Origin of the sequence: Brevibacillus sp. FSL K6-0770, assembly GCF_038000275.1 — a bacterium.
Lineage (GTDB): Bacteria > Bacillota > Bacilli > Brevibacillales > Brevibacillaceae > Brevibacillus > Brevibacillus parabrevis.
Window position 1 is genome coordinate 1,154,609 of record NZ_JBBOBQ010000001.1, and the last position, 22,207, is coordinate 1,176,815.

The window sequence follows — 22,207 nt, forward strand, 5'->3', positions numbered from 1 at the left end:
AAAAGAGGGCGGGGAAAAAGCGAATGGCTTTTTCCCTCCTATAACGGGTGCTCCCACCAGTTCATGTAAACATAAAAAGCCGGTTGCTCGCCTGTATCCGGGACGCGAATCGTCAAGGCCATTCCCGGGCCGATGATCCACTGGCCGTTTGGTTGCTCGCCCGCTGTCGCCATGGGCGGGACGATGCGGATCGAGGCGAAGACTCCGTCTGGATGGCCGGGTGGATGGTCTGATCCGTACATGATCTGTCCTTGAGCCGCGGGACAGGCAGCAAGCTGGATGTAGCCGGACGTCACTTGCGCCGATGCTTTGGCTTTGCCGATGCCAGCTGCTTTGCCAAACCAGATGTGCGCTTCGAGAGGGCATGCTTGCGGATTCGTGATCAGCCACTGGTTTACGTATAAAAGCACGCCAGAGCGAAGCGGATTGACCAGAGAAGCGAAGCCGTGCTCGCCGTCTTGAGCGACTATTTTTTCCGATTGCCCGAGGAAGTGCTTGCATGGATCGGAGATTGGCATCGTGTATGGGACGGGCATGTTGCGGTTCAGCGGTGCAGTGGGCGGAGGTGTGGGAAAGGGAAAGTAGCCCATCTGCATGTAAATATCAGGCAGGCCGTAATAGTAGGAGGAGTTGGTCATGTTCTTTTCTCCTTACCGATTCAGTAGTGCCAGCCCTACAGCATATGGCATTCGTCTATCCGGGGTGCGGCGCTGCTTCTTTTACAGAGAAAAACGCCCAAACAGCGAGCGTTGGGCGTACGATGACGTCTGAGGTATGGAGCGGTTACGATACGGCTTTCCAGGCGTGGAAGGCAAGCAGTGCCCAGCCAGCGAGAAACAGGACGCCGCCGATCGGGGTAATCGCCCCGAGCACTTTGATCCCGGTCATGGCCAATGTGTAGAGACTGCCGGAAAAGATCACGGTTCCGGCTGCGAAGCACCATCCCGCCCAGACAAGCCCGGAAGAGTCCGGGTACCATTTGAGCAGCAAAGCGACGAGCACGAGTGCCAGAGCGTGAGTCGTCTGGTACGTCACTCCCGTATGAAAAATGCCAAGCGAATATTCATCCAGCTTTTCTTTCAGGGCGTGGGCACCGAATGCTCCAAGCGCAACCGAAAGAAAACCGCTGACACTGCCGAGCAGCAAAAACAGCTTCATGCGTCATTCACTCCTTCAGATAATCGAAATCAGGCACAAATATCCATTATTATTGTACCGCACAAGGATGAGCTATGCCCAATTGCAATTTGATGAACAGTGTGTTGGACGAACGTACAGACCGCTTGTCAGCCTCTGACATAGAGTGAAGTATTGCAGCGGTTTCATTTTTAGGCTGTTGCATAGGGAGGTGACGTGGACATGAACAAATGGCTTTCCTTGGCTGGCGGTCTGCTCGGCGGCTATGCTTTGTTGAACACTCCGTTGGACGGCACGTTTTTGAACGGGCTGAATCCAGTGGTGGACGGCATTGGCCTGATCGCTATGCTCGTCTTCTCCGGTGCTCTTATTTATTCGGGCGTGCGTGACTGGTTCCAAAAATAAGGACGACACGCAGGCGTGAACAAAGCGAAGGCGTCTCCTGGATGGGGGCGCTTTTTTATTTGGGGAACAAGTTCTTGCCAGCCTGGCGATTTAGAAGCATATTGATTCAAGCGTGGCAAAGCAAGTAAGCTAATTGCCTTATCTAACATCGCTGCGTGCATTACATATTTGTGATATAGGGCTAAAGAAATAGACATATTGGAAATTTTCAATTAAAATATTCTGGAAATGAGGATCGCCTGAATTATGTTCATTTGACCGAATTAGGAGGAGCAAAAAATGGCAACTCTTGAAGATGTAGTAAGCGTTTTGGTGGAAATACTAGGTGAGATCAAGGTTTTAAATGAGCGCGTGGATAAGATCGAGGACTATCTTATTGATATGACAGTTGCTGTTGAGTCGATTAAGAATATTACAGAAAGCATAGACGATAATGTCCATACTATAAAATTAGATGTTGATTCAATCGACAATACTGTTCAAAATATTGATATTTCCGTCGGCTAAAGGCATTAAAATCTTAGACCGATTGTGTATAGGGTTGTCCCGAAAGTCAGATGTCTGATTTTTGGGACAGCCCTTAATTATGCTTTTATCCACGTGTATCACTGGAAAAAGGTGGTAGCTGGGGATGAGAAGCAAGCAAAGAGCTTATTGGAATGGGCAAAGCCTAAGTTTCCAGAAAAATGGTTGGCTTGGCATTATCGCTCGCAGTACGAAGAGCTAATCAATTTTTCAAACTACGCATTTTATGACAAACGAGTTCAGATAGCACCTACAGTATCAACGGACAAGAAATCGAAGCCTATCGAATTTATACCTGTTAATGGGCATTGGTTGAACCGATCAAACAGACTGGAAGCCGAGCAGATCGTTGAAACAGTACCAATTCCTTATCGAAGAAGCCAAAAATCGAAAAAATGGTGAAGAGAATGTCGGGTTTTTTGTGAAAAATATTGAAAATGTTCAGGGGGATGAACGAGATATTATCCTTTTTTCAGTTGGGTATGCCAAAGATATCGATGGAAAAATGGTAAGTCAATTCGGCCCATTGTCACGTGACGGCGGGGAAAATCGATTAAATGTGGCTAGTTGCGCGGGAAAGGGATATATACAGACAAAGATTTTTAGAAGAAAAGGGATGGGTTATTCATCGCATTTGGAGTCGAAATTGGTGGATTTCAAAGGAAAAAGAGATGGCTAAGATTGAGAGCGTACTTGAACAATTAATGAGCACAAAAATACAAAGAGTGTGAGATAGCATGACATATGAGGGCTTTTAAGTACCCAAGAATAAAGAATGACTAAACTCGATGAAGGCGTTTCCTCAAAAGGAGACGCTTTTTTGTTGTCAAAACACTTCCCTGCCACTCCAACCGTTTTTTCCAAGAACCGTGGCGTCTTTTCTCCACTTGCCCCATATACATAAAGTAGGCTTTGGCGAATGGAGGGGGAAAGGCAATGACAGGCGACGAGCGCAAAGAACTGGAGCGATCCATTGACGAGATCACGGAGATAGCCAAGGGGTTCAACCTTGATTTTTATCCGATGCGATACGAAATATGCCCGGCAGACATCATCTACACGTTTGGCGCGTACGGCATGCCGACCAGGTTCTCGCACTGGAGTTTTGGAAAGAGCTTTTACCGGATGAAACTGCAATACGACCTGAACCTGAGCAAAATTTACGAGCTGGTCATCAACTCCAACCCGTGCTATGCGTTTCTTCTGGACGGCAACTCACTGATCCAAAACAAGCTGATCGTTGCCCACGTGCTGGCTCACTGCGACTTTTTCAAAAACAACATGCGCTTCTCCAATACGAACCGCGATATGGTCGAGAGCATGGCGGCGAGCGGCGAGCGGATTCGCCAGTACGAGATCGAGCACGGCAAGGAAGCGGTCGAGAACTTGCTGGATGCGAGCCTGGCGATACAGGAGCATATTGATCCGAGCTTGCTGCGTCCCAAGCTGAGATGGAAGCGGGAAGGGGAAGAGCCACAGAAAAAAGCGAAGTATGAGCGGACATCGCCTTACGATGACCTGTGGGGACTGGATCGCAAAGAAAAAGTGGAGGCTGATCCCGCCAAGCAAGTGCGCAAATTCCCGCCGGCTCCGGAAAAAGACTTGCTGCTGTTCATCATGGAGTACAGCAACGTGTTGGACGATTGGCAACGCGATGTGCTGACGATCATCCGCGACGAGATGCTCTACTTCTGGCCGCAGATGGAGACGAAGATCATGAACGAAGGCTGGGCGACCTACTGGCATATGCGCATTTTGCGGGAGATGGAGCTGACGGAGGCGGAGACGATTGAATTTGCCAAGCTGCATTCCTCAGTCATCCAGCCGTCGACGACAAGCATTAACCCGTACCATCTCGGCTTGAAAATTTTTGAGGACATTGAAAGACGCTGGGACAATCCAACGCAGGAAGAGCAGGAGCGCTTTGGCCGCAAGCCGGGCGAAGGGCGCGCCAAGCTGTTTGAGGTGCGCGAGCTGGAATCCGACATCAGCTTTATCCGCAACTTCCTGACGAAAGACTTGGTGAGCGACCTCGACCTGTACATGTTCGGCAAGCAGGGCAACGACTGGGTCGTAACGGAAAAACAGTGGGAGCAAGTACGCGACGGTCTGGCCGGGACGCGAGTAAACGGCGGCTTCCCATATGTGCTGGTGCATGATGGCGACTATTTGCGCTCAGGAGAGCTATTGCTCAAGCACCACTTCGAAGGCTTGGAGCTGGACGTGAAGTACGTCGAGAAGACGCTGCCTTACGTCTACACCTTGTGGGGAAAAAATATCCACCTGGAGACAGTCGTGGAAGACCGGCAAGTCATGTTCACCTATGACGGCAAAAAGGTGCATCGCAGGTTTTTGTAAAAAAGGCAAGCCGTACGTCCGGGGATGATCCAGCCGGGGGTGCGGCTTTTCTGCTTGCTGCCAGCAGGATTTGGTCCGCCCGTTGTGGAAATTTTCGCAAAGCAAAAGCGATCTACCTACTTCCCGGGAGGTTCTCCACATGATAAAGCACGTAGCAGTAATCGGATCAGGTGTAATGGGGCATGGCATCGCCCAGCTATATGCGTTGGCGGGTTTCTCTGTTTCGCTTTACGATTTGCAGGAGGAACTATTGCACAAAGCAAAAGCGAGCGTGGAACAAAGTCTGGACTTGCTGGAAAAAGAGGGAGTCATTACGGAGCAGGACAAGTCCTCTGCACTGGAGCGGATTGTGCTGACTACCGATTTGCAGCAAGCAGTGGCTGAGGCTGATGTGATTACGGAAGCTGTGCCGGAAGTGATCGAGCTGAAATGGCAGCTGTTCGCCCAGTTGGAGCAGTTTGCCAAGCCGGAGGCGATTATCGCTTCCAATACGTCTACTTTCTCTATCGCGCGGCTGATCGAAAAGGCAAAGTTGCCGCACCGTTTTATCATCACTCACTTTTTCAATCCGGCGCAGCTCGTTCCGCTTGTCGAGATTGTGCGCCATGAACAAACGGCTGAGGAAGTTGTCACAGCGACAGTCAAGCTGATGGAACGAATCGGAAAAGCTCCCGTGCTGCTGAAAAAAGATGTGCCTGGCTTTATCGCCAACCGCCTGCAAACGGCGTTGATGAGAGAGGCGTTTCATTTGCTGGAGGAAGGCGTGGCGAGTGCGGAAGACATCGATACGGTAATGAAAGCAGGCATCGGCTTTCGCTGGGCGTTCGTCGGGCCGATCGAGACGGCTGATTTTGGCGGGCTGGATACGTGGCAGCGCGTCATGGACAATTTGGCGCCGGAACTGGATCAATCTACTGCGGCTCCACAGATTATTAGCGAGCACGTGAACAAAGGCGAGCTGGGCACCAAATCAGGAGCAGGCATCTACTCGTACGAGCACGTCTCAGTCGCGGACAGGCTGCACGCAAGAGACGAGCAGTTTATCCGACTGACCAAGCTGAAAAATGAGCGATGACGAATAGGACAAAAGCCACTAGGAAAAAGGTCGGGGGATATCCCGGCCTTTTTTACATCCATTTTTTCGCCCGGAAACGCATGCTACTGCCCTTTTGCAGGCGATCCCGGGTATCATAGCCGATTAACTTTATCGTCTTTTTGCTAAACAAACGTTAGCTAGTTACCGATATTAGTCATTAGGACTTATAACGATTGTCCTTTTTTCTCCAAATTCAACACGGAAAGAAGATGAACAGACTTGAACGTAAGACAGCTAGAATGGATCAAAAGCTTCAAAACCAAGTTGATTGTGACGTTTCTGTTGATCCTGATTATCCCTTCCCTCGTGGTTGGAGCCTTGTCTTTCCAGGAGGCCAAGCAGGAAATTGAGAAGCAGATCATGACAAGCGCGAATGAAAATGTTTCTCTCGTAAATTCGATCATCTCCAATACGTTTGAGCCGAAAATGAAAGACGCTGACTACTTGGCGAAAGTGATCAACAAGAGCATGTATGCAGCAAAAGACAACTCGGAGGCTGTGAAATTCCTCGATATTTACATGGGGATGAACCCGGAAGTAGCGAGTATCAGTTTAGGGACGGAAGACGGGAGTTACATGCGCTCGCCCAGACAGGAAGTGAAGGCAGACTTTGACCCGCGTACCCGCGACTGGTACAAAATCGCGATGGCGAGCAAAGGCAAGGCGATTATTACCGCGCCGTACATTTCCGCCGTTACGGGTGAAGTCATCGTAACGATTGCCAAAGCGACGGATGACGGCTCTGGAGTCATCGGCATTACGCTCGGCATTGAGCAAATCAAAAAAGTGGCCAGCAGCGTGAATATCGGCACGAACGGTTACGTGATGGTGTTGGATGGGACCAAGAAGTACGTTGTGCACCCGGAAGAGACTGCGGGAGAGGAAGCAAAAGAAGCTTTCTATGACAACTTGTACCAGGCGGAGACGGGCCAGTTCTCGTATTCGTTTCAGGATCAGCCAAAAGAAATGTACTTTATGACCAATCCGACTACGGGCTGGAAAGTAGCTGGTTCGATGCTCCGCTCGGAAGTGGATGAGGCTGCCCGCCCGATCTATACGCATACGCTTTGGACGATTGCGGTTTGCTTGATCGTGGGCGGGATGATCATTTTCGTGATTTTGCGTTCGATTATTGCAAGCATTCGCGAGGTGAAAGAGCATGCGGTCCGGGTCAGCCAAGGCATTTTGACCGATTCCATCGAAGTGCGCACGAGCGATGAGCTTGGCGAGCTTGGCCGCGCGTTCAACATGATGCAGGAGCATTTGCGCACGCTCATTTCCGATGTGGAAGCGCGAGCCGAGCAAGTTGCCGCTTCGTCCGAGCAGTTGACGGCAAGTGCCCAGCAGACAAGCATTGCTACGGAGCAAGTGACGAATGCGGTTCTGGAAGTGGCAGGAGGGGCGGAAAAGCAGACCGCAGTCACGGAGCGCAATGTGCACTCTCTCCAAGAGGTGTCGGAAGGAATCGTCCAAATCACGCAAAGTGTCCAGGTTCTCGCGGATATCGCTACGAAAACGACGGAGCAGGCGGATGAAGGCGGAAGCTCGGTGCAGCAAGTCGTAGGGCAAATGAACTCGATTCATGCTTCCGTGGAGAAATCCGATCAAATGATAAAATCGCTGTACGACCGTTCCAAAGAAATCGGCTCGATCTCGGAAGTCATCAGCGGCATCTCCCAGCAGACCAATTTGCTGGCGCTCAATGCCGCGATCGAAGCAGCCCGCGCTGGCGAACACGGAAAAGGCTTCGCCGTCGTCGCGACCGAAGTGCGCTTGCTGGCAGAGCAATCCCAGGAGTCAGCCAAGCAAATCGTCGAATTGATCGCAGAAATTCAAAAAGAGACGAGAGCCTCGGTCGATAACATGGAGAAAGTCAGACAGGATGTGGCTGAAGGCTTGGCTCTCTCTACGGAAACGATCCACAAGTTTGAGGAAATCGTCCAGAGTACCCGCCAAACGAATCCGCTCATCGACGAAGTATCAGCCATTGCGGGACAAATCGCAAACGCGGTGCATGAAGTGACGACAGCTGCGAACGATCTGGCGCAGATTGCGAGAGGCAATGCCGAAACTGCCGAGGAAGTAGCGGCTTCCTCCGAAGAACAGCTCGCCTCCATGGAGGAAATTTCCTCGTCGGCGCAAGCGCTGTCGGTGTTGTCCGAGGAATTGAAAGTGTTGATTAACAAGTTTACGTATGAGTAAAGGCAAAATTTCCAGGTAGGGAGATAGAAGCTCAAAATATACGAAAAGAAACAGGCCCTTTTTAAAAGCTGCCTGTTTCTTTTTGTGTATGGTTCGAAAAATGACAGCTCAAAACTAATAAACAAAATACAACAACAAAAAGATAGAAATGGATACGACCAGGCCACCTATCGCAGTTGTGTAAGAAGCAGTGCGTTTAGTAGAAAGCTGAGCAAGATAAAAAAATATTGAACCGCAAATCGTAATTACAAATGTAATCATTTTGAACGGCAATAAAAACGAAAGAACGATGGAATACGCCAATCCAAGTAGTGCGAATAAAACGATATTAAGCAATACGTTGTGTGACTTTTTTCTTGATAAATTCAAATATAGTGCCAATCCAAAAAGTGCTCCGACAAAATTTAATACAATAATGTAGCCTTGAAGTATATAGTATGTACCGCTATCATCTACTGGTACTACTCCTTCTCTACTTACTACATAAAAATAAAGTAGAATACTTGCAACGAATAATGAACAGCCTGCACCTCTAAAGTAGGTTAGCACTATTGCACCTCCTTGGTATTATTTTATATAAAAATAGTATTATATTACATTTGTTACAATAATAAATAATCTTGTTTACCTAAATAGAAAAGTCCTCCTTTAACCACAGTGTAATTGTCCGAAGAAAAACAGCAACCGACAATAAGCAGACTAAGAAAATCCAGCCGGGACAAGACGCGTGGGAGAAAATCAGCTGAGTAGCCAGCCGTTAGCCATCAAGCCGTTTCTAAAACAGGCTCAGTACAGTTTAAGAGAGCGTAAAAAGTTTTGTGTAAATGGTTAAACTCCCCATTAAGGAGATGATCATTTATGCAAGACAACAGAGACATGACGATCAAGTAGTTAGCGAAGGATTAAGACGTACACGCCATGCTTAAAGATTTGTTTCGTGACACCATCCAGCAGTTGTTTGAAGCATAAATAGATGACCATTTGGGCTATAACAAATATAGTACCGAGGGCAATCATTCAGGAAATAGTCGGAATGGGTATAGTAAAAAGACGCTGAAAACAAAGTTCGGTAACACAAAAATTCGTGTACCTCGTGGCCGTAACAGCGAATTTAAACCTCACATTGTGAAGAAGCATGAAACCACCGCAAATGGTTGTATATCACAACTGGCCATCCATTTTGGAGATCGATTGTAAGGCACATAACCCAACGGTTGAGTCGGCTTGACATGGAGCCTAGTATGAGCGAATGTTGCACACATTACTAATATATATTATATTTGTCATATTATGTAAATTTCTTGTGGAGGCATAAATTATGAAGTTGAAAAGTGTTGTGCTGAATTTAATGGTCGTAGGTGCAATATCTATTTTGCCACTATCTAATACGATCATTGCTGAAGGAAAGGAAAAGGAGGACAAAGTGCGTTATGTTACTCCGATTGATGAAGATGAGTTCTGGGATAGAATGGAGATTCAAAAGCGAATACCTGACTTGATTGAGTATTTAGAAAAAAAGTTTGATGATAACTATGCGGGGCTATACGTTGATCAAGAACATGGAGGAATAATTCATATTGGTTTCCATTCTATCCCTCAAAAAGATGAGTTGAATAAAGTTAGAGACATATTGGGGGAAGATGTTGAAGTTGAATATGATGAAGTAAAGTATTCCAAGGAAGACTTGGATAAAGTTGTTGAAGAGCTTTCGGTGAACATTGATAGATTCGAGAAGAATGTTGCAAGCATCTCTTCTAGTTTTAAAGATCAGTCTGTAATCGTAGGTTATACTGAAGATGAAAGTGAGGCAAAAGATAGTATAGAAAAAGGGTTGAACAAAAAATCGATTCGAAAAATGACTATAGATGAGTCACTAATTAAATTTGAACAAACAGAAAAAATTGAGCCTAAAATAGATAGAGCACAAATAAAGGTTAGACCAGTACCGGGAGCAGCTCAAATGAATTATTCAGGAAGCGGTTTTTGTACAAATGGCTTTTCAGCAAAAGATTCAAATAGTTCTACTTACTTTTTAGTTTCAGCAGGACACTGTGCTGATAATACAGGGCAACAAGTTTTACAGAGCTACAATAAAGACAATTTAATCGGCACTGTTCATAAAAAGATATTTTACTGGGGTAGTTCAGTAGATGTATCCCTGGTCAAAGTTAAATCTGATTTAACAACTCACAACATCTTAACTACATCAGGAAACAATTACGATGAAGCAGGATACCAAATCATTGGTGAGCAAATCAACGATTGGGAAGGTATGGGAGTATGCACATCATTAGGTCAATCTGATACTCAAATGTGTGGATTTGTACAAGGAACGAATGAAAGTGTATATGCATTAGGCAGCCATTTAAAAAACCAGAAAAAGGTTTCGCTTAAAGTTGTAAATGGAGACAGCGGATCGCCAGTTGGAGTACCTGATTCTAAAAACACGAAAAAACTATACTTATATGGAATTGTATCTGCTGCTAGATCTAATGAAAGTGTTACCTATTTAACTTATATTGGCAATATAAAAGCAGAAACAGGCATCAAAGTAATAACTGGTAAATAGTTCCAAAATACTAACCCGCGCCTAAGAGAGACTCATAAAATGGGCGTGGGTTAGTAAGGAGGTATATTCTATGAGGAAAATAATAGAATACTTAATAATATATTTGATTACTGGGACTTTCGTGTTTCTTGGAAAGGTATTTGTTTATATGCTAGGTGATGAACAGGCGTTTGGAGAATCCGCACTTTATTACTTTTGCAATTTTATATATTACGTTGTGGCATTCTATATTATTTACATTGGTGTCAAAAGGTTACGATTAAATAATGCAAGTAAAACAAATAGAGTAATGGATGTTTCAATATTTATAATCTGTGTTTTTTTAGTGTATTGGAGTGCAAATGTGTTTATCTCAAATTATGTTGTTTATCTTGTATAGAAAGTAATAGGGTCTGACCAGTATTTTGGTAAACCCTTTTGAAGCATAGAACTAACGCAAGCAATGCCCGATCCGATCAGGGAAGAAAACGGAGAGTTGAAGGAGCATTTGCCCCAGTTTTGTACACGCCCCGTCCACTTTCGGGTCACGTCCGTGGTCGCCAAATAGAGCATTTTGAACAGGGCTTCATCCGTCGTAAAAATGCTCTTGCCCTTGGTCACCTTTCCAAACAGCCCCCCTGCTCGCCTAAACGCACAGGGGGGCTGTTTTGGTGACATTTACAAATCGCGTGCGACGTGGGGTTTGCTATAATGACTGGTGCCCCCACCGCCAACGAGGACTCTGCCGCCTTTGCCGAAAATCAGCAGTTTTCTGGAACCGTCCGCCAACAGGACGATGATTTTGGCCTGGTTAGCTGTTGCCGTATAAACGACGTATCCGCTTCTGGACACGAATCTGCGCCAGTTTCTGTCAAATTCCGAGCGCAGAACGCGAGTGGAGTACACTTGGTTTTCTACGCGTGTTGCCGTTTTTTTCATCTTGATGAACACCTCCTGTCCCTTTTACTTTATTCACAAGCGAACAATTGGTTTGGACAAGTGTTGGTAGACGTCGCCTATTTTCGTTGCAAACCAGCACCAGGCGTACTATGATAACAACAAGGATGGCAGTCGCAGACGGTACCAAAGCGAACGGGCCGCCACAAAGGAGTGAGTGAAAATGGCAAAAAGCAGCGCGCGCAAGCATCGGGAAAAATTGGCGCGGGAAGGCAAGCGCAACCCGGAGTTGAACAGGAGCATTTTCGTGTTTGCTGACATGAGACAGCGAGCGACGAAGACAAAAGCGGAGAAACTGAATCAGCACAAGCACAAGAGATCGTTGTCCTATCAAAGTGATGACGGTCTTTTTTATTGCCGTTTTTCTGCCCTCCGCATTTTGTGGTAGCATGTAGCCAAGAGTCAAAAGCGAAGAGGTGAAGTCATGGAAAACTCTCCTTTTACCGTCGAGCGGCTGTTGCAATTGCCTGTGTTTCGCGGATCGGAAATCATGGCCGGACACGCAGGAATCGCCAAAGAAATTTATTACATAAGCTCCGTGGAAATGCCTGATTTGACAGGCTTTTTGCGGCCGAACGAACTGATTATTACGACAGGTTACGCGTTTCGGCATGAGCCGATGCTGCTCTGCCGCTTGCTGGATGAAATGCATCGGATTGGCAGTTCGGCTATCGGCATCAAGACGAGGAGAGTCATTCAGGAAGTGCCTGCGGAGGCGTTGTACAAAAGCAATTTGTACGGTATCCCGCTGTTTGATATCCCGCTGGAAAATTCGTTTATCGACATGACGCATGCCGTGATTGACCAGGTGCTTCAGCGCCAGGCGTTTTTGTTGCGCGAGGTGCGGGAAGTGAACCAGCAGTTTACCAATCTCGTCCTGAATCGGCGGACGACCGAGCTTGTCGTATTGATCGGGAACATGCTCGCTTGCGAGGCGGCTGTGCTGAAAGAGGACGGGGAAATCGAGAGTGCTACGTCGCAGTTTGATGTTAGGCAGATTCAACAAAAGCGGCCGATCCAGGTGGGCAGCAGGGTGATGGGCTATCTTGCCATTTCGCGCGAACTGAAAGAACAGGAACGCTTCGAACAAATGTGCCTGGATCATGCGGTGACCGTGCTGGCGATTGACTTTACGATCCGCCAGTCACAGCAGTTGCAACGGGAACGAGAGCAGGAGTCGTTTTTGGTCGAGCTGTTTTCCGGTTCTGCCCACCAGGAAGACTTGCTGCGCTACCGGGCCAAGCAACTGGGAATCTCGCTCAGGCAATATCATTACGTAATCGTCATGCGTGTGCAAAGCAAGGTCGAGATGGCGCAAAAGGAACGGGATGAACAGCTTGCGCAGGTGTACCATCTGCTGTTGCAAAAGCTGAACAAGCCAGGGGTGCATGCACGCAAAGGAGTCGTCATCAACGATTCGCTGCTCGTGCTCTGTTCATCGGCTTTTGCCGAAGCGGACAAGCAAAAAGCGGACGCGGAAGCACTCATGAGGGAGCTGGCGCTTCTGCAAGAGGAGTTTTCGGCCCAGTGGCAGCTTGCTGTAGGAATCGGGGGAGCGCGCGAGCATTTGGCAGACGTTCCGGCTAGTTCGCGCGAAGCGTACAAAGCGATTGCTGTCGGAGCCAAGACGCGACCGAAACAGGAAATGGTGCATTATCACGAGATTCTCGTCGAAGACTTGCTGCTGGACAACACAGGTCATCCGGTGCTGGCGGCGCTCACCTCCATGCTGATCGAGCCGCTCGTCCGCTACGACGAAGAGTACGGGACAGAATTGCTGGCGACATTGGGCGCTTTTCTTCAATCGGGGGGAAATACAAAGCGGGTCGCGGAGGAAATGTTCATTCATCGCAACTCGGTCTTGTATCGGCTGGAGCGAATTGGCGAGATTCTGCAAACCGATTTGAATGATCCCGAGGTGCGGTTTCGTTTGGATGTCGCCATGCGAGTCTGGAAAACGCAGGGAGTCGACATTCATTCGTTCGAATAACGACAGGCCGTTTGTGATCGTGCCCAAAAAAGGGTGCGAACTTTTGGGACGCTTCCCATAGGGGAAAGCGTCCTTTTTTTGTTAAAGTGGAAAAACACAGAATAGAAAGAAACGTGGCGCAAAAGGGGGGAAAGCAACAAAGCTTTTGGCCAGCGAACGTGGAGGCGCTTTCATGGCAAAAGGCGAAGCGGATTGGCAATACTAGCCAACAAATAAGTTGGATCGCAAAAAGGCTATTTTCCATTTTTTCTTTTCATCATGATTCATTCAACAAAGGAGGCGCTACTTATGCAAAAAGACAAGACACCACGAGAAAAACATCCCTCCGCATTTGAGCCAATGACGCTTATTCTCAATATCGCCTTGTCCGTATTCGGGGCGATGATCGGGATGCAACTGATTACTTCACTCGGGGTCACACCGAGCACATCGATTATCGGGGCGATTGCCGCGATGCTGATTGCGCGCATTCCGATGGAGATTTTCTCCAAATACCGCTCGACTCATCGGCAAAATCTGGTGCAAACGTCGATCTCCTCTGCGACGTTCGGGGCTGCCAACAGTTTGTTGATTCCGATCGGGATTCCGTTTGCGATGAACATGCCGGAGCTGATTATTCCGATGCTGATCGGGGCTGGACTGGCGATGTTTGTGGACACGGCCCTGTTGTACAAGCTGTTTGATTCGAAAATTTTTCCCGCTTCCGGGACATGGGCACCTGGCGTAGCAACGGCCGAGGCGATTATCGCCGGAGACAAAGGCGGCAAGCGCGGCGTGCTGCTGGGAGTCGGTACAGGCGCTGGATTGTTAGGCTCGTACCTCGGCATTTCGATGTCGGCGTTCGGGGTGGCGTTCATCGGGAACATCTGGGCGCTCACGATGTTCGGAATCGGTCTTTTGCTGCGGCAATATTCCGTTCCGCTGTTCAATCAAGACTTGAACGCGCTGTACATCCCGCATGGCTTCATGATCGGGGCCGGGATCGTCGCGTTGTTCCAAGTAGCTTTTATCATTTTGAAAAAGAAAAAGCCTGCTGCGGCCACCGCAGGAAACGCGAACAATCCCGAGGACAGCTACACTCAAAATGAAAAGACGACATCCCGCATCTTGGGGCTTGGCTTCGTCGCGTATCTCGTCGTAGCGCTGATTGTTGCGCTTGCAGGCGGATTGATGACGGACATGTCGTTTGGCATGCTGATCGGCTTTCTGTTGTTCGCCGCTTTTGCTGCCTATGTTCACGAGCTGATTGTGGGGATTGCGGCGATGCATTCCGGCTGGTTCCCCGCGTTTGCGATTGCACTGATTACGCTGATTATCGGGATGATGATTGGCTTCCCGCCTGTCGCGCTCGCTCTTCTGGTCGGCTTTAGCGCAGCGACCGGGCCTGCTTTTGCCGACATGGGCTACGATTTGAAAACCGGCTACATTTTGCGCGGCCAGGGCGCAGACGCGGCTCTGGAGGTAGACGGTCGCAAGCAACAGTACATTACCGGATTGATTGCCTTCGGGGTTGCGCTCATTACCGTTGCCTTTTCCTATCAAAGCTTTTTCTCGCAAGGCTTGATTCCGCCAGTAGACAAAGTTTACGCCAGTACAATCGCAGCAGGCACTTCCCCGGAAGTGGCCAAGCAGCTGTTCCTGTGGGCGATTCCGGGTGCGCTCCTGCAATTGATTGGCGGCTCCAACCGTCAGCTCGGCGTCATGTTTGCCACAGGTTTGCTGATTCTCAACCCGAATGCGGGCTGGGCCGTACTGGCGGGAATTTTGATCCGCTTTGTCGTCCTGAAAGTGAAGGGCAAACAGGCAGAAAGCACACTGAGCATTCTCGCAGCAGGTTTTATCGCAGGTGACGCGATCTACAGTTTCTGTAACTCCCTGATCAAATTCGCGAAAAAATAAAGCAACTGGAGGAGAAACGAAATGGCGAAAATCATACTGGATCAAGCAATGATGGAAGCGGCCGTCTACGGCGGAGCAGTCCTTGGCGGCGGCGGGGGCGGCTGGATCGAGGATGGCATGGAGACAGGACGTCTCGCCCTCGAAGTCGGCTCTCCTGTCCTGGTGACAGCAGATGAAATGAATGACGCTGATTTGCTGGCAACCGTTGCGCTGGTCGGAGCGCCTGCTGCGGAAAATCAGTACGTCAAGCCGATGCACTACGTACGCGCTCTGCAACTGCTGGAAAAGACGATCGGACAACCGATCAAAGGAATCATCACCAATGAAAATGGCGCCGGAACGACCGTAAACGGCTGGTTCCAGGCCGCAGTGACGGGATTGCCCGTAATCGACCTGCCTTGCAACGGCCGTGCCCATCCGACTGGTTCGATGGGAGCGATGAATCTGCACGAGGTAGAGGGCTACATTTCCCATCAGGCGGCAGTCGGCGGCAAGGATGAGCTTTACCATGAAGTATGTGTGAGCGGACAGTTGCAGCAGGCGGCAGGTCTGGTGCGCAAAGTGTCGGTCGAGACGGGCGGTTTGGTAGTCGTGGCCCGCAACCCGATCAGCGTAGGCTATGCCCGCGAGCATGGAGCGCCAGGAGCGATCAGCCAAGCGATTGAAGTGGGGCAGGCACTGCTCGGGGCAAAAGGCGAGGCTGCGATCGAAGCTGTGTGCCGAAAATTGGGCGGGCGCATTGTGACGGCAGGCTCCGTAGATGAATGCGAATTGACGACAGCGGGCGGTTTTGACGTCGGGCGCGTAGTGATCAGCGGGCACGAGATGACTTTCTGGAACGAGTACATGACATTGGAGCACAAAGGAGAGCGGCTCGGCACGTTCCCGGACCTGATCATGACACTCGACGCCAATACAGCGAAGCCGATTGTTTCGGCGGAAATCGAAAAAGGACAGCAAATTGCCGTTATTCACGTCCCGAAAGAGAACTTGCTTCTCAGCGCAACGATGCGAAACAAACAACTGCTTGCCGCTGTGGAAGGTGCCGTGGGCAAACAAATCCTGCCTTATCTTTTCGGCTAGAAACGATTGATTCCACATCACATCACGAGACAACATCTATGTTCGGATCGAGGAGGAGCAACCATGTCTTTGAAGCAAACGATGACTGTTTTTGAAACGATGGACAGCGCCTATGTGAATGGCGAAACGATCAAGGAGCTGTTTACCGCCTACCCCGGCGTTTCGGTTGCCGTGCAAACGGTCGCAGGAGCAGAAGGCAGCACCGATTTCGTAAAAATCGTCGTACCGGGGAAAAACGGCAAGTCCACTGGCGGCAGCGCGCGAACATTCGGGATTATCGGCCGACTTGGCGGAATCGGAGCGCGTCCGAGCCGGATCGGGATGGTATCTGATGCCGACGGCGCTGTAGCTGCAATCGCTTGCGCCTTGAAGCTTGCCGAGATGCAAAAAAATGGCGATGTTCTCGATGGCGATGTGATCATCAGCACGCACATATGCCCGAATGCGCCGACACAGCCGCATGAGCCGGTCGATTTCATGGGATCGCCTGTCGATATTTTGACGATGAATCGCTATGAAGTCAGCGACGAGATGGAAGCGATTCTCTCGATTGACACGACAAAAGGCAACCGCATCGTGAACCATAAAGGAATCGCCATCTCGCCAACCGTCAAGGAAGGCTACATTTTGCGCATCAGCGAAGATTTGTTGCGGATCATGGAAATGACGACAGGGCAGCTGCCTGTGACGTTCCCGATTACGCAGCAAGACATCACGCCGTACGGCAACGATCTTTTTCACATCAACAGCATTTTGCAGCCTGCTGTCGCCACCGATGCTCCGGTAGTCGGAGTAGCGATTACGGCCCAGACGGCTGTTCCCGGATGCGGCACAGGCGCAAGTCATGAGACGGATATTGCGCTCGCGGTCAAGTTTGCGGTTGAAGTGGCAAAAGAATACACGAACGGCACAACCAGCTTTTACGACGAACAAGAATTTGCTCATATGAATCGCCGCTACGGCTCCATGAAAATTTTTCAAACGATGGGCGTGGAAGCGCACAACTAAACAAGCGAACGGGGAGAGCTGGATTCTCCCCGTTTTTTTACAAACAAGCGATGTGGAAAAAGGAGGCAAGCAGCCGATGAGAAAAGTAGGAATGATTACGATTGGACAAGCACCGCGGCAAGATATTGCGCCGATTGTAGAAAAGCATTTGGCGGGCCGGGCGGAGCTGGTCCAGGCCGGGGTGCTGGATCAGATGACGAAAGCGGAGATTGCAAACAAGCTGGCTCCGACTGCGAGCGATTACGTGTTGACTTCGCGCCTGACAAGCGGCGAGTCTGTCGTCTTGTCCAGGGAACGGATTCAGCCGATTTTGCAGCAAAAAATAGCGGACATGGAGCGGTCAGGAATCCGCAACATTTTGCTTTTGTGCACGGGAGTCTTTCCCGGACTGCGCGCAGAGCAGGCTTTTTTGCTGGAACCGGATCGGATCATTCCGCCCATGGCAGCAATTATGGCAAAAGGCCGCAGACTCGGCGTGCTTGTGCCTTTGGCCGAGCAGGTGGAAGCGCTGCGGGAAAAATACGCGCCGCATGGCTTGGAGCCAATATTTGCCGTCGTCTCCCCGTTCGCGCTGGATCGGGCGGCATACCAGGCGGCAATCGAACCGCTCAAAGACAAGGTCGATGTCCTGCTCATGGATTGCATGGGGTATACGGAGGAAGCGAGAGAGCTTGTGAGCGAACTGACCGGATTGCCCGTTGTATTGTCCAGCGCTTTTATGGCGAAGCTGATAGCGGAGTGGTGCAGCTAGGCTCGCCGCGCGATCATGCTTTTTGCGCATGTTATGGTTGTTGAAAGCATGGGCATTGCTTATGCTAGAAGGGCAACTATATATAGAAGAAACGAGGCATTTGTTTATGAATGACCGTTTGGCGAATGCGGCCAGTCCCGATGTTCATCCCGATTGTGCGAGAGCAATTCGGCAACTGCTCCAGATGAAAGAACCGAAGCGAGAAGATTTTCTGGCCTTGCGCACTTACGGCAATGACCGTTATTCGGCAATGGGCTGGGAAGAGCTTCAGTCCTACATAAATGAAAAGACGGTCATTATCGTCGAGCAGTTTGAGAATGAGCAAAATATCATGTCGGCTTTGCGTTGGGTAGCGCGGGGCTTGCCTGTCTGGCATGCGATCCGCAAAGTAAAGGCCGACTACTCCGTATACGGCTACAAGGGACAGGGCAACAACTAATGCAATCGCGCTAGATGAATCCTTCAGCCAGCCGCAATCGAACGAAAACAGAGTCTGTCGCGATGGGCAGACTTTTTCTGTGCCTGAACCTGATAAAAAGTGCAGGCAAAAGCGAAAAAAATACTGCAGATGAAAACGAAAAGGTCTATTATTGTCACTATCATCGCCTACGGAGGGAGCCATCATGACAGAATTGTTACTTAGCTTACTACAAATCATCATCGTCAATCTGGTCTTGAGTGGGGACAATGCCGTCGTTATTGCGCTGGCTTGTCGTAACTTGCGTCCAGAAGTGCAAAAGAAAGCTGTTTTCTGGGGCGGATTCGGGGCAATCGGACTGAGAATCATCCTGACTTTCATTGCCATTTGGCTGCTGCAAATCCCGTTTGTCCAAGTTTTGGGCGGACTGCTTTTGATCGTGATCGCGGTCAAACTGCTCAAAGGCGAGGAAGAGGATGCCCGCATTGGTAGCGGTTCGAACATGATGGAGGCTTTGAAAACGATTATTTTTGCCGATTTGATCATGAGTCTGGACAACGTCATCGCCGTTGCAGGTGCAGCAAATGGGAACATGCTGCTGGTCGTCATCGGGCTTGCGGTCAGCATTCCTTTGATTGTGTGGGGCAGCCAGCTTTTGATGAAGCTGATGAATCGGTTTCCGATCATCGTCCTGCTGGGAGCGGCATTGCTTGGGTACACAGCAGGCGAGATGATCGTCGGCGACAAGGTAGTCGGAGCTTTTCTGGAACAACTGTTGCCTGCTTTGCATGTCATTTTGCCGGTCGCTTTGGCGCTCGTGGTCATTGCTGTGGGCACGTACCTGAAGCGCAAGGGTGAAAAGTCAGAGGAAGGCAGCGCCGCGCAAGATCACGCGGAGACATTGTAGCCATGGAATACCGCGACTGGTCGATTTTGCGAACGCTGTATCAGGAACAAAACATTACCAAAACGGCGAAAAGCCTGTACTTGTCCCAACCTGCTTTGACCAAGCGTCTGCGGCAAATCGAAAAAGAATTTGGCGTGCAAATCGTGCAGCGCGGCAGAAGGGGCGTTCACTTTACACCGGAGGGCGAGTATTTGGCGAACTGTGCAGACGAAATGCTCGTCCGACTGCGCAAGATCAAGGAACATGTGGCGAATATGGGAGAAGAGGTTAGCGGCACCTTGCGCCTCGGCGTCTCCAACTACTTTGCCCGTTACAAGCTGCCAGGGCTTTTGAAGCTGTTCAAGCAAAAGTATCCGCTGGTGGAATTTAAGGTGGAGACAGGCTGGAGCAAAGACGTGTACCAGGCCGTTTACAACCAGGATGTGCACCTTGGCTTCGTGCGCGGTGATTACAATTGGCCGGGGGGCAAACAGCTTTTGTTTGAGGAAAGCGTGTGCATTGTCTCGCAAACTCCGCTCGATTTAAAAAGCCTTCCTGACTTGCCGCGAATTGATTACGAGACTGATCCGCTTTTGCAGACATTGGTGGATAGCTGGTGGACACAAAATTACTCCTCGCCGCCGCGAATCGACATGGAAGTAGACAAGGCTGACACGTGCGGCGAGATGGTCGCGAGCGGGCTTGGCTACGCCATTTTGCCCCGTCTGGTGGCAGAGGGCAAGGAAGGGCTGCATCTGATCGAGCTTCGGGATGCGGCAAACCAGCCGATCAGGCGAAGCACATGGATGTTTTACCATGAGGAATCCATGGAGCTGCAAAATGTAAAAGCGTTCGTCCGCTTTATGCAACAGATGGATTTTCCTCATTCCTATTAACGCGTTCGTCGCTGCCCGAGCAAGGAGTGCAAGCTCCACGCGGGCAGCTTTTTCTTTTGTGCCATTCGCGAAACGAATCGATCGCGATAACGATTCGGTATTTTTCAGCTGTTTTCTTCTGGCGTACACTGGAACTGTACAAAAGATCGCAACGTCAGACAGGGAGAGAAGGAATCAGCATGAACTTGCTTCGAATAGGGCTTGCACTGTCGCTCGGAGCGGCTGGAGGCTGGCTGTTTGCTCTCGTTCACAGCCCGCTTCCATGGATGATCGGTTCGCTCGTCGCCACCGTCGCTGCTACGATGTTGGGCAGCAAAAACTTGTGGATTCCCGGTTGGTTCCGTCAGGCGGGACTGATCGTGATCGGCATATCGCTTGGCCTGCGCATGACGCCGAGTATTTGGCAGACCATGACAGATCATATCGGTTTGATGCTGATCGCCACCTTGTTCACCGTGTTGCTCAGCCTGTTCAACGCGTGGCTTTTTTACAAAATCGGCAAGGTGGATCGAATTACTGCTATCTTCAGCAACATACCGGGCGGGCTGTCGGAAATGGTGTCGATTGGACAGTCCATCGGCGGCAATCAGCAGATCATCTCCATTTTTCATTCGATCCGCGCCGTCATGATTGTGCTGTGCATCCCCTTTTTGATTTCCTGGATATCCGGGAACCACAGCTCGACTACGGGGGTGTTGGCGAGCGGCCAGCAGCTGGCATGGCTCCCGACTGTGCTTCTGGTCATCGCCAGCTCGCTTGCTGCCTTGCTCGCAGCGCGCTGTCGCGTGCCAGCGCCATACCTTCTCGGACCATTGCTGATTGCCGCGATTGTGTCGCTGAACAACCCGTCGGGCAATGCAAATCCGCTGCTGGCGGGAGAGCTGGTCAAGGCGGCGCAAGTGATGATCGGGGTGAGTATCGGCCTTGGCTTTCGCAAAGAGGAAGTCCGGCAGCAAAAACGCTTCTTTCTATTCGCCGTCATGCACGCTCTGCTGCTGTTCGCGATCGTAACAGCGATGGCTGCCGGCATGACTTATTTGGCTGACATGGAGCTTGCGACAGGCATCCTGGCGACTGCGCCTGGCGGAATCGCGGAAATGAGCCTGACTGCGATGACGATCGGAGCCGATCCGTTGCTTGTGACCGCCTTCCAGTTGTTCCGCGTCCTGTTTGTCCTGACGTTGTTCTCTGTTGGCGGGCGCAGTTGGGGCAAAAGGCACAGGAATGAGGCGGCTGCCACTTTGGAAAAGACAGCTTGATTGGTTGATGGGCAAGGCAAAAGGGAACAAAAGAGTCTGCCGTTTTTCGCAAAAGCGAGGCGGCAGGCTTTTTTTGTCCGCTTTTTCCCTGTTTCACAATTAAGACACAAAGGAAAAATGTAACAACATAGACCGCAAGAGGTTTGCGAAAAAACTTTTGACAAATTTTCAATCAAAATTTGAACAAAACATGAACAAAAAGTGAATTTTATGTTACAATAAGTTCAACAAAGAAAACGAGCAAAGACGAAAATCCAAAACGACAGGGGTTTTAAATCATGAATACAGATAAAAGAGCCGCAGATGTGCTGAGATGGATTGCCTGGACCGCAATTGCAATTGGTGGCCTGCTGATGGCGTTTACTGCAAGCGATTTCAGAGCAGAGAACTTCCCGTTGATGGTATCGATTGGTTTCTTGATTGCAGGAATGAACATTTTCATTATGAGCACCGTTTTCCGCCTGTTGAATCTGCGTAAGCAAGAAGTGTAAAGAGCGATGACAAATTCATAGACAAAACCTCTCATGAAGCTTTCTTTTTAAAATGAGAGGTTTTTTTCTGTGAAAAATGTCTCGACGTTTTTCATGAAATGGGATGTGACCGTTTGTTTGCCTTGATCCAGCCCCTTCTTCTGGCGATGTCCAAAGGAAGGGGCTGTTTATTTTAAATGAAACAACGCAAAGGCGGCAAAACGGCTGGATATCGCGACCAATTTTGGATGGAGATGTGCATCGCAGGGGATTGTTAACAAGAATTTGATCAACTCGTGACTGGTTCGTGAACACTTTG

The 22,207-nt window shown here is 49.6% G+C and carries 22 protein-coding genes and 2 pseudogenes; 19 read left to right on the top strand and 5 right to left on the bottom strand.

From position 1 onward, the window contains the following. Positions 1-38: 38 nt before the first annotated feature. Positions 39-638 carry a DUF6143 family protein gene (locus NST23_RS05855; RefSeq protein ID WP_173600005.1) on the bottom strand — a complete coding sequence of 200 codons (600 nt, stop codon included), beginning with the start codon at positions 636-638 and terminating at the stop codon, positions 39-41. Between the two features lie 145 nt (positions 639-783). Further along, positions 784-1,158: a DUF423 domain-containing protein gene (locus tag NST23_RS05860; RefSeq protein ID WP_122962755.1), complete on the bottom strand. Its 375-nt coding sequence runs from the start codon at positions 1,156-1,158 to the stop codon at positions 784-786. Positions 1,159-1,359: 201 nt separating this feature from the next. Between NST23_RS05860 and NST23_RS05865 the strand changes: the two genes are divergently transcribed. The 6 genes from NST23_RS05865 (at position 1,360) to NST23_RS05890 (ending at position 7,723) form a co-directional block, all read left to right on the top strand. Then, on the top strand, positions 1,360-1,542 hold the full coding sequence (locus NST23_RS05865; RefSeq protein WP_122962756.1) for a hypothetical protein: 183 nt from the start codon (positions 1,360-1,362) through the stop codon (positions 1,540-1,542). A gap of 279 nt (positions 1,543-1,821) precedes the next feature. Next, positions 1,822-2,049, top strand: coding sequence for a hypothetical protein (locus NST23_RS05870; RefSeq protein WP_173596021.1), 228 nt, complete (start codon positions 1,822-1,824; stop codon positions 2,047-2,049). Between the two features lie 575 nt (positions 2,050-2,624). Next, positions 2,625-2,798: a hypothetical protein gene (locus tag NST23_RS05875; protein WP_233454046.1), complete on the top strand. Its 174-nt coding sequence runs from the start codon at positions 2,625-2,627 to the stop codon at positions 2,796-2,798. A 205-nt stretch (positions 2,799-3,003) separates the two neighbouring features. Beyond that, positions 3,004-4,425, top strand: coding sequence for a SpoVR family protein (locus tag NST23_RS05880; protein WP_122962758.1), 1,422 nt, complete (start codon positions 3,004-3,006; stop codon positions 4,423-4,425). A gap of 139 nt (positions 4,426-4,564) precedes the next feature. Beyond that, positions 4,565-5,500, top strand: coding sequence for a 3-hydroxyacyl-CoA dehydrogenase family protein (locus NST23_RS05885; RefSeq protein ID WP_217021859.1), 936 nt, complete (start codon positions 4,565-4,567; stop codon positions 5,498-5,500). A gap of 240 nt (positions 5,501-5,740) precedes the next feature. Further along, positions 5,741-7,723 carry a methyl-accepting chemotaxis protein gene (locus NST23_RS05890; protein ID WP_217021860.1) on the top strand — a complete coding sequence of 661 codons (1,983 nt, stop codon included), beginning with the start codon at positions 5,741-5,743 and terminating at the stop codon, positions 7,721-7,723. Between the two features lie 114 nt (positions 7,724-7,837). On the opposite strand, the gene NST23_RS05895 is transcribed toward NST23_RS05890, so the two are convergent. Continuing rightward, positions 7,838-8,272 carry a hypothetical protein gene (locus NST23_RS05895; RefSeq protein ID WP_122962761.1) on the bottom strand — a complete coding sequence of 145 codons (435 nt, stop codon included), beginning with the start codon at positions 8,270-8,272 and terminating at the stop codon, positions 7,838-7,840. A gap of 357 nt (positions 8,273-8,629) precedes the next feature. On the opposite strand from NST23_RS05895, the pseudogene NST23_RS05900 reads away from it, so the two are divergent. Further along, a pseudogene (locus NST23_RS05900) lies at positions 8,630-8,893 on the top strand (transposase); the annotation flags it as partial. A 148-nt stretch (positions 8,894-9,041) separates the two neighbouring features. Further along, the gene (locus tag NST23_RS05905) at positions 9,042-10,292 is read left to right on the top strand and encodes a hypothetical protein (RefSeq protein ID WP_122962762.1); all 1,251 of its coding nucleotides are present in this window, start codon (positions 9,042-9,044) and stop codon (positions 10,290-10,292) included. Between the two features lie 430 nt (positions 10,293-10,722). Here the strand turns inward: NST23_RS05905 and NST23_RS05910 are convergent. Both NST23_RS05910 and NST23_RS05915 read right to left on the bottom strand, forming a co-directional pair. Beyond that, positions 10,723-10,895: pseudogene (locus NST23_RS05910) on the bottom strand (IS256 family transposase); the annotation flags it as partial. A gap of 54 nt (positions 10,896-10,949) precedes the next feature. Further along, the gene (locus tag NST23_RS05915; RefSeq protein WP_287103240.1) at positions 10,950-11,210 is read right to left on the bottom strand and encodes a hypothetical protein; all 261 of its coding nucleotides are present in this window, start codon (positions 11,208-11,210) and stop codon (positions 10,950-10,952) included. Between the two features lie 181 nt (positions 11,211-11,391). On the opposite strand from NST23_RS05915, the gene NST23_RS05920 reads away from it, so the two are divergent. The 11 genes from NST23_RS05920 (at position 11,392) to NST23_RS05970 (ending at position 21,909) form a co-directional block, all read left to right on the top strand. After that, positions 11,392-11,616: a hypothetical protein gene (locus NST23_RS05920; RefSeq protein ID WP_122962765.1), complete on the top strand. Its 225-nt coding sequence runs from the start codon at positions 11,392-11,394 to the stop codon at positions 11,614-11,616. Positions 11,617-11,652: 36 nt separating this feature from the next. After that, positions 11,653-13,218: a PucR family transcriptional regulator gene (locus NST23_RS05925; protein ID WP_122962766.1), complete on the top strand. Its 1,566-nt coding sequence runs from the start codon at positions 11,653-11,655 to the stop codon at positions 13,216-13,218. Between the two features lie 288 nt (positions 13,219-13,506). Then, positions 13,507-15,117 carry an OPT/YSL family transporter gene (locus tag NST23_RS05930; RefSeq protein WP_122962767.1) on the top strand — a complete coding sequence of 537 codons (1,611 nt, stop codon included), beginning with the start codon at positions 13,507-13,509 and terminating at the stop codon, positions 15,115-15,117. Between the two features lie 21 nt (positions 15,118-15,138). After that, positions 15,139-16,200 carry a DUF917 domain-containing protein gene (locus NST23_RS05935; protein ID WP_122962768.1) on the top strand — a complete coding sequence of 354 codons (1,062 nt, stop codon included), beginning with the start codon at positions 15,139-15,141 and terminating at the stop codon, positions 16,198-16,200. 63 nt (positions 16,201-16,263) lie between these two features. Further along, positions 16,264-17,208 carry a DUF1177 domain-containing protein gene (locus NST23_RS05940; protein WP_122962769.1) on the top strand — a complete coding sequence of 315 codons (945 nt, stop codon included), beginning with the start codon at positions 16,264-16,266 and terminating at the stop codon, positions 17,206-17,208. Between the two features lie 76 nt (positions 17,209-17,284). Beyond that, complete coding sequence (locus NST23_RS05945; RefSeq protein WP_328140237.1) at positions 17,285-17,959, top strand: AroM family protein; 675 nt, start codon at positions 17,285-17,287, stop codon at positions 17,957-17,959. A 106-nt stretch (positions 17,960-18,065) separates the two neighbouring features. Next, positions 18,066-18,398: a hypothetical protein gene (locus tag NST23_RS05950; RefSeq protein WP_287102218.1), complete on the top strand. Its 333-nt coding sequence runs from the start codon at positions 18,066-18,068 to the stop codon at positions 18,396-18,398. Positions 18,399-18,582: 184 nt separating this feature from the next. After that, positions 18,583-19,284: a TerC family protein gene (locus NST23_RS05955; protein WP_122962772.1), complete on the top strand. Its 702-nt coding sequence runs from the start codon at positions 18,583-18,585 to the stop codon at positions 19,282-19,284. Between the two features lie 2 nt (positions 19,285-19,286). Further along, a complete protein-coding gene (locus NST23_RS05960) occupies positions 19,287-20,159 on the top strand; it encodes a LysR family transcriptional regulator (RefSeq protein WP_122962773.1) in 873 nt (290 codons plus the stop codon). 179 nt (positions 20,160-20,338) lie between these two features. Next, positions 20,339-21,418: an AbrB family transcriptional regulator gene (locus NST23_RS05965; protein WP_280648084.1), complete on the top strand. Its 1,080-nt coding sequence runs from the start codon at positions 20,339-20,341 to the stop codon at positions 21,416-21,418. Positions 21,419-21,696: 278 nt separating this feature from the next. After that, positions 21,697-21,909: a hypothetical protein gene (locus tag NST23_RS05970; RefSeq protein WP_122962775.1), complete on the top strand. Its 213-nt coding sequence runs from the start codon at positions 21,697-21,699 to the stop codon at positions 21,907-21,909. The last annotated feature ends 298 nt before the right edge of the window (positions 21,910-22,207 follow it).